The organism is Clostridium sp. LIBA-8841, from assembly GCF_057782475.1.
In genome coordinates this window covers 127,501-140,621 of sequence record NZ_CM173488.1, presented here as the reverse complement: position 1 = coordinate 140,621, position 13,121 = coordinate 127,501, and the positions used below count along the sequence as shown (strand labels likewise).

Below are 13,121 nucleotides of genomic sequence, written 5' to 3'. Positions count from 1 at the left end.
TATTACCTCCAAAGATTATTGTAGATTTTTATTACATCTTCAATTTCAATAATCTTACGAGTATTGCTTGGGCTTCCACTTTCCATAGCATCAGCCGCCATTTTTTCTATATTATCAAAGAACTTAGTTTTATCTACTCCAAACTCTTCTAAAGTTGGTATTTCTAATTTAACCATTAATTTAACTATTTCTTCTATAAATAATCTTGAAGCTTCTTCATCACTAGTATTATCAGTTGCCACATTTATTTCTCTAGCTAACTGAGCGAATTTATCATAAGCTCCATCAACTACATATGTGAAACAAGCTTCTAAAAGCATTGCATTTGATAATCCATGTGGTACATGAAATAAAGCACCTATTGGTCTACTCATTCCATGAACTATTGTAACTGAAGAGTTATTGAATGCTATACCAGCTTCTAAAGCTGCTATTGACATTTCTTCTCTTGCTCTTAAATCTTTCGGAGTATCAAAAGCTATAGGCAAATATTTAAATATTCTTTTAACCGCTGAAACTGCAAAACCATCTGAAAGTGGTTGAGCTTTTCTAGAAGTATAAGCTTCTATTGCATGTGTTAAGGCATCTAATCCTGTAGCCGCTGTTATTTTAGCTGGTGCTGTCATTGTAAATCTAGGATCTACTATAGCCAATGTTGGTAATAAGTTAGCACCTTTTAAAAGCATCTTAACATCATTTTTTGTATCAGTTATTATTGTAAACTGTGTTGCCTCTGAACCAGTACCAGCTGTAGTTGGTATTACTGCAAATGGTGGAAGTTCTTTTTCTATCTCTCTACCCATGTAATCTGCTATGTTTCCTTCATTAGTTATCATAGCACCTATAGCCTTAGTAGAATCTATTGGACTTCCTCCACCTAACCCAATTAGGAAATCACAATTATTTTCCTTATAAAGCTTTACCCCTTTTTCTATCATAACATCTGTCGGTTCGCTGTTTATTTCATTATACAAAACATGCTCAATATTCTCACTATCTAGGATATCGGTTAAAACCTTTACATTACCTAGATCAGTCATTACTTTATCAGTAACAATTAATACCCTTTTACCAAAACTCTTTAAGTAAGATTTACTTTCTTTTAAAGCATCCTCACCTGATAGAATACGCTTTGGCATAATAAATTGGTTTGCCATATAATCACCTCTCATGAGTTAACGTTTTCTTTATGTTTACTATTTGTTTTCCTTATGTCTCAATAATATCAACTTAACCACTACATGTCAATAACCTTTTCACAACTTTACCATAAATATAATCAATTTTTATAAAAAATATAACCAAAAGTTACTCATTTATTTTCGAAAATACCCTTCCTTTTATTTTAAAATTCGTTTATAATAAAAACAAAAAGCCTATGAAAGGAGATGAACACTTGTTGTAGTAGGTCTCATGACAATAACTTGCTGTATTAAATCCAGATTATACACATAATATTTTGAGTTAAATTTAGTTTATATAGATTACTTTCTTGGGGTTTTTATTGGTTAATCATAAAATTAAAGTGATACCTTTAGTATAAACTCTCTATATTATAAAAGGTTACAAACATAACAATTAATTATCTATATTTATATTGTTGATAGTAGATTGCGAGCAACAAGGAAAGATATGCGTTCAAAAAGAATAGATCTAGTAGAGAATTACATTATTAACCACAAAACCGTATCGCTTGACAAACTATGTGAAGTATTCGATGTATCAAAAAATACTATAAGAAGGGACTTAAGTGTTCTAGTTGAAAAAGGAACCATAAAAAAAGTCTATGGTGGAGTAACTGTTAATGAAAACCAAGAATTAGTATCTTTTGAAGAAAGAAATATTAAAAATAGTAATGCAAAGTTAGCTATAGGTAAAGCGGCTGCTGAATTTATTGAAGATGGAGATAGTATCTTCTTAGATTCTGGTACAACTACAGTTAATATAATTGACTTCTTGAAAGATAAAAAAGATATAACAATTTTCACAAATAACGTTACTGCTATATGTAAAGCTGTGCATTATAATAACTTAAACATAATTTGTTTATCAGGTATCCTTAATAGAAAAACTCAATCATTTACAGGCCTACATAGCACAGATATATTAAAAACTTATAATATAAATAAGTGCTTTATGGCTTGTACCGGTATCTCTTTAAAAAGAGGAGTTACAAATTCTACAAAAGAAGAATTTAAAATAAAGAAAATTGCTATAGCTAGAAGTGCTGAATGTTTTCTTCTAGCAGATCAATCAAAATTTGATCACGTTTCTTTAATGACATTCTGTGAGATTAATGATTTAGATTGCATAATAACTGATTCAGAACCTAATGATACCTATGTGAAATATTTTAATGATAATAATGTAAACCTAAAAATCTGCGAAAAATTAATTTATTAAAAGAAAAATAGAGGTACAATAATGTACCCCTATTTTTTTTATGTGCTTATAGATTATCTAAAAGTATAATTTTCCATAACTTTTTTGCTACTATTTAGCTATAGTCTACTAAGTTTAATCGATTAATATTAGATAATAAAATCTACTATTTTTCATTTAATACTAACTTTTAGATTTAGGAGGTGCTAATTAAAGCACCTCAATATTTAAAAATCTTATTTCTAAAATTTATTACCTTCTCCCCATTATCGAAGAAGATAGATTTTTGTAAATCGCTAAATTTTAGACTTAAGATTTGTAGCACAAATCTATTATTAAATTGTGTAGTTTCTAAATTTTTATTCATTAAATAATTTGCTATTTAAAAATTTAAAAACTTCTATATTACTTATCATATTCATAATGGTCAATATTGTTCAAAGTAACTACATCAAATTTTTCTCCATTCCAGTTAACCTCATTATAACTAACTTGGTGAAATATAGGATAATCTACTATCTTACTTTCTTCAAATTCATTTTTAAAATATCCTATTAAGTATCTAACACACATTCCATGAGTTACTATTAAGATATCCTTATCCTCATTACTTTTAATTATATCATCTACAGTTTTAAACAATCTTTCTGTAAATTCCTTTATATTTTCTCCTTCGAAACTCTTATAAGAGAAAGGTTTATTAAATAGGTTGTCTAATTCTTTAACATATTCCTCATAGCTTTTTATTTCTTCAGTAGTCATTCCTTCCCACTTACCAAAGCTAATTTCTTTTAATCCTTCAACCTCTTCAACTTCAATATCCTTATTTCCTTTTATTAAGTGAGCTGTTCTCTTAGCTCTTTTTATAGGACTTGTAAATATCTTATCTATTTTAACATCCTCTAATCTTTTTCCTAATAACTCTGCCCTCTTAACTCCTGCTTCTGTAAGTTCAGAATCTTTCCATCCTTGAAATCTATGTTCAAGATTCCATAAAGTCTCTCCATGTCTAGTAAAATATATCTTCATACTACAAATTATGCTCCCTTCCATCTATTTATCTATCTATAAGCTTTAGTGTTTCCTCTTCACTTAAAGGCTTTGAAAAATAATATCCCTGTATTTTATCAATTTGTATATCTTTAAGTATATCTAATTCCTCTTTACACTCAACGCCCTCCGCCATAGTTTGCATACCTAATTTAGTTCCTATATCTTTTATTATCTTTACAACAACTTGCTTCTTATTATTTTTATGTATATCTGTTATAAAGGCTTTATCTATTTTAATAGCATTTATAGGCATATGTATTAAATAAGATAATGATGAAAATCCAGTACCAAAATCATCTAGATTTATCGCTATTCCTAATACATTGTTTATATAATTTATTTTTTCTAAATTCTGTTTAGTATTTTTGAAAAATGCAGTTTCCGTTATTTCTATACATATATATTTATTACAAACTTTAGTTTCCTCTAATAATCTTTCTAAATCATCTATAAAATCATTCTCTATGATTTGAAGTGCAGATATATTTATAGATACAACTAATTTATTCTTTCTATTTCTATTTATCTTTTTTGCAAATAAAAAGGCTTCTTTCATTATATAATTATTGAATTTATTTAAATATTCACTATGTTCTATAATTTCTATTATCTTATCAGTTGGAATTTTATCATATTTAGGTGTATTCCATCTAGTTAGAGCTTCAAATCCAGTTAATTTCTTATCTATAGTATACTGTGGTTGATAAAAAAGGACTATTTCTTTTTCTTCTATTGCCTTTAATATATCTCTTTTAACATTTAATATAAGATTAAACTTTTTGTTTAATTCTTCTGAATAAAAAATATATGAACTTCTGTTTTTACGTTTAGCTTCTACCAAGGTTAAATCTACTTTTTTTAATAACATGTCCAAACTATTTTCTTGAAGATTATCAATTAATATTCCAGTACTAACTGATATTATTTCTTCTGAATCACGCTCATATTTCTTAAGTTCTATCTTAAAATCATCTATTTTTTCTGCTAATTTTTCCTTATCAATTAAATCATTAAAAACAATTATAAATTCATCTCCAGCTATCCTTGCTATGAATTGATTTTTAAAACATTTTTTTAAATTATTTGAGAATTCAATGAGCAATTGATTTCCGCGAGTATGCCCAACACTATCATTTATTAATTTAAAATTATCTATATCCATTAAGAAAATTCCAATTTCCTCTATTCCATCCTCTCTTAATTGATTTAAATAACTTGTTAAGAATCTTCTATTTTTTAATTTAGTTAAAGGATCTATTTCTGTTAGCCTTTTTATTTCTTCTAATTTTTTTATCTTTTCAGTTATATTCATATATATACATAATAATAATTCAACTATCCCATTTTTATTTTTTAAAGGAATTTTATATACTTCAAAAATATATCTTTGCCCATTATAATAGTATACATTATTAAATGTTAATATTGTCCTTCTCTGTATAACTAATTTATCTTCCTCTGTAACTCTCTTTAACTCTTTTTCATTAAGCAAATCATTATTATCAACATTCATAATAATCTTAAATTCTATATGTTCGTCATTAAGAGCCTTATTATTTGATTTTAAAACAGTTCCATCTAAATCCTTTAAAAAAAATTGAAATGGGAATTCATTCATTATTGAATTAAAATCTATATCCTTCTTATATACATATTTCAATACTTTTTCTTTTGCCTTATATTCAATAAAATCAATAATTAATAAATCTCGACTAAAGCTATCACTATACTCAAAAGCATAATATTCTATTCCCAACTCTTCAATAACACTCTTATTCAAAGTAGTAATAAGAAAAATTTTATCTTTTTTTCTTAGATTTTTTAGTATATCATAATCATTACATTGCAATATAAGTACATCAAAATCTAAATCTACTAATTCTTTTACTCTTTCTATTTGCAAATGTTTATAGTTAACTTTATCTACTAAATCTAATAATTCATTATATATATTATCATCTAAATACGCTTTTATCTTCAATTTATATAAATTGCTCATCTTTTCTATCTACCATTAAACTATTAAAGCATTGTCTGATTAGTTTTAAATTACTATTATTAAATGCTAAAGTATAAAATAGTATTTCCTCCCATTTTTTTCTTACGAAATAAATTATATACCTTTTTTTTGCTTAAGAGTATTCACATATAAATTTTTTTATTTATATTGTTATATTAACTTAATGATTATTTTGAAGTAGAATATTAAGAATTTCAAATTTAATCTGTGTAAATACTTAAAAATAACCCTATATCTAAAGTAAATAATAATTTATATAAGAAAAGAGATACCTAAAAAGGTATCTCTTTTAAATAAGGAAGTAATTAAATCCTTTAATTTATAAAGCGTGTAATTTTTATATATTATTTTTGGAAATATCTGTTTAATAATCCAGCGAAAGCTTTTCCATGTCTAGCTTCATCTTTACACATTTCGTGAACTGTGTCGTGGATTGCATCTAAGTTTAATTGTTTAGCTAAAGTAGCTAAGTCTTTTTTACCTTGGCAAGCTCCGTGCTCTGCATTTACTCTTGCTTGTAAGTTAGCTTTTGTATCAGCTTCTACAACTTCTCCTAACATTTCCGCGAATTTAGCAGCGTGCTCTGCTTCTTCGAAAGCTATTCTCTTATAAGCTTCTGCAACTTCTGGGAATCCTTCTCTATCAGCTTGTCTTGACATTGCTAGGTACATTCCTACTTCTGTACATTCTCCCATGAAGTTAGCTTGTAATCCTTCGATTATTCTTTCATCTACACCTTTAGCAACTCCGATTCTGTGCTCGTCAGCGAATGCTAAATCTTCTCCTTGCTCTATGAACTTGTCAGCTCCAACTCCACATACTGGGCATTTTTCTGGTGCTTTTTCTCCTTCATAAACATATCCACATACTGTACAAACAAATTTTTTCATAATATTAGTCCTCCTACAAACAAACATTTATTTAATTTCAATTTATAATCATAATTTAAAAGTCTTTATTATTAAGTCATTTCTTGTTGATGTTTTTTCTTCATCAACCCTATGACATTATTATATAATAATAATTATTATTTAGCAATAGTTATTTTCAGTTTTTAAAAAAAATTTTTAAAGAAACTTTTAAGACTTAAATTTCTAAAGTTTAATACATAAAATATTCTTACTTAATCACATCAATTATATACTCTTATTAGAGATATTATATTTATCATAACTTAAAATTATATTATAATTTTTATTATATTGTTTTATACATATATTGTCACTACATTTTATTTTTAAAATAAAAAAGGTTCTATATAATTTTAATTATATAGAACCTTCTTATAAGTAATCACAATATGTGGTTATGACCTAACATTCAAACTAAATTTTCCCATTTTTAATATAGTTTTATCACAAAATTATCTTTTTTTCTAGTCTTTATCCCTTTAATTCTTTCTAGTTCATAAATTTATAATATTTTACTATCTTAAACCTATATTTGTCTAGTATAATCTTTCATAAAAAAATAAAGTTAGAAGCTTAAAAAGCTTCTAACTTATTATATAAAAATATTATTTACACTCTAATAATGCTAATGCTACTGCTCCAACGACACCTGCATCAGTTCCTAAACCAGCAGGAACTATTTTACAATGTTCAGACATAGATTTAAAGCATCTTTCATTAACAACTTCTTGAACTATTTCAAAAACTATCTCTCCAGCTTTTGAAACTCCTCCACCTATAACAACCATATCTGGGTCGAAAGTTGCTATTGCATTTGCAACACCAATTCCTAAATAATTTAAAGCTTCATCTATGATTGACTTTGCAACTTTATCGCCTTTAGCAGCTTCAACGAATACTTCATATGAAGTTACGTTGTCATAGTCTTTTAAGCTTGTTTCTACGTTTGTAGCAACAGCTTCTCTTCCTCTTTTACCAATAGCTGTTCCTGATGATACAGCCTCTAAACATCCCATGTTACCACAGTTACATCTTACTGTTCCTGGTGCAACAGTTGCATGGCCAATTTCTAAAGCATTTGAAGTACTTCCTCTGTATATTTTACCGTTAAGGATTGCTCCTCCACCTACACCAGTACTTACAGTGATATAAATCATGTTTTCAGTACCTTTACCAGCACCTAACATAAATTCACCAATAGCAGCTACGTTAGCATCGTTATCTAAGTAAACAGGTATGTTAAACTTAGCTTTTAATGGTGCAACTAAGTTGAAGTTCTTGAAAGGTAAGTTTGGAGTTGTTATTATTATACCAGTTCTAGCATCTAGTGGTCCTGGTGATCCAATCCCTATAGCTTCTACTTCATCAATAGTTACCTTTCCTTCACATATTACAGTTTCAACACAACCTATTATTCTATCTAAAACTGCTTGCTCTCCTTCATGAGCATTAGTTGGAGTTGTATGTTGAGCTATAACATTTCCTTCTAGATCAGCAAGAGCACAGCTTATTTTTGTTCCTCCTAGATCTATTCCAACAACGTAATTCTTCATTTAAAAAATCCTCCCCCATGTTTCTTATGGATTAATTCAACTATAAGTGCTTCTTACAAGTTGCCCTTTAGAATTCACTTTGTTAAATTATTATATGACAACTTAAATTATAGCTTATTAATAATTAATTATTTAACACAAAGTACATTATAACACAAATGTACGTACCTTTACACAGTTAAAGTTATACCCTTTTTAAATTATATACTTTTACAATTATTTATATAAAAAATACTATTAAAAGTTAGTCATTTTAGCCTATTTTTTTAGCATTTATATAGTAAATTCCTTGATTATCATACCCTTGGTTTTTTATGTTAAAATTGTTATCTTCAAGCATAGAACAAATAATACCTATATTATCATCATCTAATGATTCCATATAAATCATAAATCTATCACATACACCAACAATGTTTATATAATCAAAGATATTACTGTAATCACTTAAACCTATTTTACCCTTTATATCCATTCTATAATTACACATGAATTGCACCTCATTTAAGATATTATCTCTAAATATATAATTAGATATGTAAATATAAAAATCCTTTTATTTCTATTAAAAATCTAAAAATTTTATAATTGTTTTTAATAATTTAAATTAATTTGCTTTAAATTAAGGTAATTTTTAGAAATAAATAATTTAAGTTAAAGTAAATTCATATTACTAAATAATAATTTTTAATTTTTTTAATTATGGCCATAAATAAAATATTTCTAAAAGATTTATATTCCACTATCTAAAGTTTTATTCCTTCTTTTTTATAAATACTATTTTCTTTAATTTTTGAACTTTATCCAAAATTTCTAAAATAATACCTTGAACATTATTAATTTAACCACATTATTTTCCTAGTATACATAAAAAGTACCATCTTTTTAAAATTTAAGATGATACTTTTAAAAATTTCTATATTTTTATTATTTAAGCTTCCTTAGCTTCTTTAATCTTTCTAGCAACTTCTATTATTTTCTCTGTTTCATTACTTGGAACCTCTTCATATTTTTCAAAAGTCATACTAAAACTTCCTCTAGCTTGAGTCATTGAACGTAAATCAGTAGCATATTTAAACATCTCTGATAAAGGAATCTCAGCTATAACCCTTTGATTCTTTCCATCTGGTTCCATTCCAATTACTCTACCTCTCTTTTTATTTATATCACCAATTATATCTCCCATATATTCATCAGGAATAACTATTTCTGCTCTCATAATAGGCTCTAATATTACAGGTTTTGCACCCTCTATACCTTTCTTATATGCTAAAGATGCAGCGACCTTAAATGCCATTTCTGAGGAATCTACAGGATGATATGAACCATCATATAAAGTAGCCTTAATTCCAATCACAGGGTATCCTGCTAAAACACCTTTCTTTAAACAATCTCTTAATCCTTTTTCAACTGCTGGTATATAGTTTCTAGGTACAACTCCACCAACAACCTTATCTACAAACTCTAAATCACTTTCTCCATCTCTTCTTGGCTCAAATTTGATCTTTACATCACCATATTGTCCATGACCACCAGATTGCTTTTTGTGCTTTCCTTGTACATCAGAATTGCCCTTAATAGTTTCTCTATAAGGAATTTTAGGTTCTTGAAGTATTACATCAATACCAAATTTACTCTTTAATTTGCTCGCTAAAACCTCAATATGAGTTTCACCAATACCAGATACTAAAGTCTCTGCATTTTCTTTGTCTCTAGAAATCTTAAATGTTGGATCTTCATCTAAAAGCTTAGCAAGACCTTGAGATATTTTTTCCTCATCACCTTTACTCTTTGGCAATACTGCCATAGTCATAACCGGCTCTGGAAAGTCAAATCTTTCATATGAAACCTTAAAATTACTTTCACAAAGGGTATCCCCTGTAACAGTATATTGAAGCTTTGTAACAGCCCCTATATCTCCTGCGCTAATTTTCTTTGTTTGCATTTGGTTTTTACCTCTTAAGAAGCATAAAGCACCAATTTTTTCTGATTTATCATTTTTAGAATTTATAATAATTTTATCATTAGTAAGCTCACCTGTTTGAACCTTAAACATAGAGAGTTTACCTACAAATGGATCTGCGATTGTTTTAAACACAAATGCAGAGAATGGCATTTCATTACTTGCCTTAATAGCTATTTCCTCATCATTACTATCTGTAGCAATTTTAGCCTTACTTTTATTTGGTGATGGAAAATATTCTTTAATTGAAGATAAAAGACTTTGCATACCAACAATTGATGCTGAACTTCCACACATAACTGGTGCTATATCTCCACTTTCAAAACCAATAGAGAAACCTTTATATATTTCATCAACTGTAAGTTCTCCATCAGATAAATATTTATCAAGTAATTCCTCATCAGTCTCTGCTACAGCTTCTATTAAATAAGTTCTATATTCTTCAACTTTATCTTTAATACTTTCTGGAATTTCTATTTTATTTATTGTTCCTGTATTAGCTTCATATTGAAAAGCTTCTTCAGTTATTAGGTTAACAATACCTTTAAAATTCTTCTCTGTTCCTATTGGATAATGAGTAGGTATTGCTCCACTTCCAAATGTATTTCTTATGTTTTCTAAAGTTTTATCAAAATTTGAATTTTCTCTATCTAATTTATTTATAAAAAATGCTCTTGGTAAATTTTCTTTTTTACAACATTCCCATGCTTTTTCTGTTCCAACCTGTACTCCAGTAACTCCACAAACAGTTATAATAGCTGAATCAGCAGCCTTAATTCCCTCTATTTGCTCTCCAACAAAATCAAAATAACCTGGAGTATCTAATAAGTTAATCTTAATTCCATTCCACTCAAAAGGAACAACAGATAATGATAATGATATTTTTCTTTTCTTTTCTTCTTGATCATAATCACTTACTGTATTGCAATCTTCACAAGTTCCTAATCTATCAGTAGTTTTTGTATAGTAAAGTAATGCTTCTGTTAATGCAGTTTTACCTGAATCACTATGTCCTATAATCCCTACATTTCTTAAATTCTCAATCTTATACTCTTTCATAAAACTCTGCTACACCATTGATATTGTTTACATAACAATATATAAGTAGCACCCACCACCTTTCTAGAAAAAATTAGTATTAGTAATCTGTTTAAAGTATGCATTAAATTCATATTTAATAACTTAATTTATATTAAATTCCCTTATGCATTAACTTAAATAAATAAGACCTTATATTAAATAGACTTCTTGATTCTATTTAACCCCAGTCAAGTTATCAAAAACAATAGAACCTATTTGAGGCTTTATTCCTATAGCTCTATATTTAAGATAAATTTAAAATCACTTTATACTCATTTGCTTTCTACCAGTGTCTTTAAATCTAGTCTAAAAATTTATTTTTATAACAATTTAAATTTGAATAAGCAGCTTATATAACTAAATATATTCTGCTGAACTAAAAATTATTATATTTATTATTTAGTACTTTTGTATAATAAGATTAAGCATTTTAACTTTTCTAAATTCACCTATACTTTTTATATAATATAATTCTTATCTTCTTATAATTTTTATCTGATTAAAATTAATAATTAGCTTAAAAATATAAGTTAAAAATTTTTTATTTTATTTAAGCTAAAATAAATTGAAATATTTTATTTTATATTTTTTTAATTCAACAAAAATTTAAAAATCCCTTTTAAAACAATAAAAAGAGTTATTAAAAAAGACAATGCTATCTTCTTTAATAACTCTTTTTAGACAAAAAAAATGGCTCCTCGGAGAGGACTCGAACCTCCAACCTATCGGTTAACAGCCGAGTGCTCCACCATTGAGCTACCGAGGAACATTTTGGACCTGGCGACCACCTACTCTCCCACACAGTCTCCCGTGCAGTACCATCGGCTTCTAAAGGCTTAACCGTCGTGTTCGGAATGGGAACGGGTGTTACCCTAAAGAACATCATCACCAGATGTTTTAGAAAGATTTTTGTTCTTTCAAAATTGCACATATTTAATTTACTATATTTGGTCAAGCCCTCGATCTATTAGTATCGGTCAGCTGAACATGTTACCATGCTTACACCCCCGACCTATCAACCTTGTGTTCTTCAAGGGATCTTACTAGCTTACGCTATGGGAAATCTCATCTTGAGGTTGGCTTCACGCTTAGATGCTTTCAGCGTTTATCCATTCCCGACTTAGCTACCCAGCTGTGCTCTTGGCAGAACAACTGGTACACCAGAGGTCAGTCCATCCCGGTCCTCTCGTACTAAGGACAGCTCCTCTCAAATTTCCTACGCCCGCGACGGATAGGGACCGAACTGTCTCACGACGTTCTGAACCCAGCTCGCGTGCCGCTTTAATGGGCGAACAGCCCAACCCTTGGGACCTACTTCAGCCCCAGGATGCGACGAGCCGACATCGAGGTGCCAAACCTCCCCGTCGATGTGGACTCTTGGGGGAGATCAGCCTGTTATCCCCGAGGTAGCTTTTATCCGTTGAGCGATGGCCCTCCCACGAGGTACCACCGGATCACTAAGCCCGACTTTCGTCCCTGCTCCACTTGTGGGTGTCGCAGTCAGGCTCCCTTCTGCCTTTGCACTCTACGAACGATTTCCGACCGTTCTGAGGGAACCTTTGGGCGCCTCCGTTACTTTTTAGGAGGCGACCGCCCCAGTCAAACTGCCCACCTAACAATGTCCTGTGACCAGATTCATGGCCGCCAGTTAGAATTTCAGTACTGTCAGGGTGGTATCCCAAGGATGACTCCACCAAGGCTGACGCCCTGGTTTCCTAGTCTCCCACCTATCCTGTACAGACAATACCAAAACTCAATGCTAAGCTACAGTAAAGCTCTACGGGGTCTTTCCGTCCAATCGCGGGTAGCGAGCATCTTCACTCGCACTACAACTTCGCCGGATTTACAGTTGAGACAGTGCCCAAGTCATTACGCCATTCGTGCGGGTCAGAACTTACCTGACAAGGAATTTCGCTACCTTAGGACCGTTATAGTTACGGCCGCCGTTTACTGGGGCTTAAGTTCACACCTTCGCTTGCGCTAAGTGTTCCCCTTAACCTTCCAGCACCGGGCAGGCGTCAGCCCCTATACATCAGCTTACGCTTTAGCAGAGACCTGTGTTTTTGCTAAACAGTTGCTTGGGCCTATTCTCTGCGGCCTACTCTCGTAGGCACCCCTTCTCGCGAACTTACGGGGTCAATTTGCCGAGTTCCTTAACT

8 protein-coding genes, 1 tRNA gene and 2 rRNA genes (1 of these 11 running past the window's edge) are annotated in these 13,121 nt (G+C 29.7%); 1 reads left to right on the top strand and 10 read right to left on the bottom strand.

What is annotated here, in order from left to right:
- Positions 1 to 2: 2 nt before the first annotated feature.
- Positions 3 to 1,157, bottom strand: a complete 1,155-nt coding sequence (locus AC2A4K_RS00620; RefSeq protein WP_322505139.1) for an iron-containing alcohol dehydrogenase — start codon at positions 1,155 to 1,157, stop codon at positions 3 to 5.
- 475 nt (positions 1,158 to 1,632) lie between these two features.
- Here AC2A4K_RS00620 and AC2A4K_RS00615 point away from each other — a divergent pair, with 475 nt between their 5' ends.
- Positions 1,633 to 2,403, top strand: coding sequence for a DeoR/GlpR family DNA-binding transcription regulator (locus AC2A4K_RS00615; RefSeq protein WP_322505138.1), 771 nt, complete (start codon positions 1,633 to 1,635; stop codon positions 2,401 to 2,403).
- A gap of 384 nt (positions 2,404 to 2,787) precedes the next feature.
- On the opposite strand, the gene AC2A4K_RS00610 is transcribed toward AC2A4K_RS00615, so the two are convergent.
- The 9 genes from AC2A4K_RS00610 to AC2A4K_RS00570 all read right to left on the bottom strand — a co-directional run.
- Entirely contained in the window at positions 2,788 to 3,411 is a 624-nt protein-coding gene (locus tag AC2A4K_RS00610; RefSeq protein WP_322505137.1) for a histidine phosphatase family protein, read from the bottom strand.
- A gap of 28 nt (positions 3,412 to 3,439) precedes the next feature.
- The gene (locus tag AC2A4K_RS00605) at positions 3,440 to 5,434 is read right to left on the bottom strand and encodes a sensor domain-containing protein (protein WP_322505136.1); all 1,995 of its coding nucleotides are present in this window, start codon (positions 5,432 to 5,434) and stop codon (positions 3,440 to 3,442) included.
- A gap of 365 nt (positions 5,435 to 5,799) precedes the next feature.
- Entirely contained in the window at positions 5,800 to 6,345 is a 546-nt protein-coding gene (locus AC2A4K_RS00600) for an NADH peroxidase (protein ID WP_322505135.1), read from the bottom strand.
- 626 nt (positions 6,346 to 6,971) lie between these two features.
- Positions 6,972 to 7,919 (bottom strand): ROK family protein, encoded by a 948-nt coding sequence (locus AC2A4K_RS00595; protein ID WP_322505134.1) that lies wholly within the window; start codon positions 7,917 to 7,919, stop codon positions 6,972 to 6,974.
- A gap of 253 nt (positions 7,920 to 8,172) precedes the next feature.
- Positions 8,173 to 8,409, bottom strand: coding sequence for a hypothetical protein (locus AC2A4K_RS00590; protein WP_322505133.1), 237 nt, complete (start codon positions 8,407 to 8,409; stop codon positions 8,173 to 8,175).
- Between the two features lie 441 nt (positions 8,410 to 8,850).
- Positions 8,851 to 10,941, bottom strand: a complete 2,091-nt coding sequence (gene fusA, locus AC2A4K_RS00585; RefSeq protein WP_322505132.1) for an elongation factor G — start codon at positions 10,939 to 10,941, stop codon at positions 8,851 to 8,853.
- Between the two features lie 712 nt (positions 10,942 to 11,653).
- A tRNA-Asn gene (locus AC2A4K_RS00580) sits at positions 11,654 to 11,728 on the bottom strand.
- A gap of 9 nt (positions 11,729 to 11,737) precedes the next feature.
- A 5S ribosomal RNA gene (rrf, locus tag AC2A4K_RS00575) occupies positions 11,738 to 11,855 on the bottom strand.
- Positions 11,856 to 11,909: 54 nt separating this feature from the next.
- Positions 11,910 to 13,121: ribosomal RNA gene (locus AC2A4K_RS00570) — 23S ribosomal RNA — on the bottom strand (it continues 1,692 nt past the right edge of the window).

Excerpts from the sequence above, each read along its gene's own strand:
- AC2A4K_RS00595 (WP_322505134.1), bottom strand. The coding sequence starts at position 7,919 with ATGAAGAATTACGTTGTTGGAATAGATCTAGGAGGAACAAAAATAAGC.
- AC2A4K_RS00600 (WP_322505135.1), bottom strand. The coding sequence starts at position 6,345 with ATGAAAAAATTTGTTTGTACAGTATGTGGATATGTTTATGAAGGAGAA.
- fusA (WP_322505132.1), bottom strand. The coding sequence starts at position 10,941 with ATGAAAGAGTATAAGATTGAGAATTTAAGAAATGTAGGGATTATAGGA.
- AC2A4K_RS00620 (WP_322505139.1), bottom strand. The coding sequence starts at position 1,157 with ATGGCAAACCAATTTATTATGCCAAAGCGTATTCTATCAGGTGAGGAT.
- AC2A4K_RS00615 (WP_322505138.1), top strand. The coding sequence starts at position 1,633 with ATGCGTTCAAAAAGAATAGATCTAGTAGAGAATTACATTATTAACCAC.
- AC2A4K_RS00605 (WP_322505136.1), bottom strand. The coding sequence starts at position 5,434 with ATGAGCAATTTATATAAATTGAAGATAAAAGCGTATTTAGATGATAAT.
- AC2A4K_RS00610 (WP_322505137.1), bottom strand. The coding sequence starts at position 3,411 with ATGAAGATATATTTTACTAGACATGGAGAGACTTTATGGAATCTTGAA.
- AC2A4K_RS00590 (WP_322505133.1), bottom strand. The coding sequence starts at position 8,409 with ATGTGTAATTATAGAATGGATATAAAGGGTAAAATAGGTTTAAGTGAT.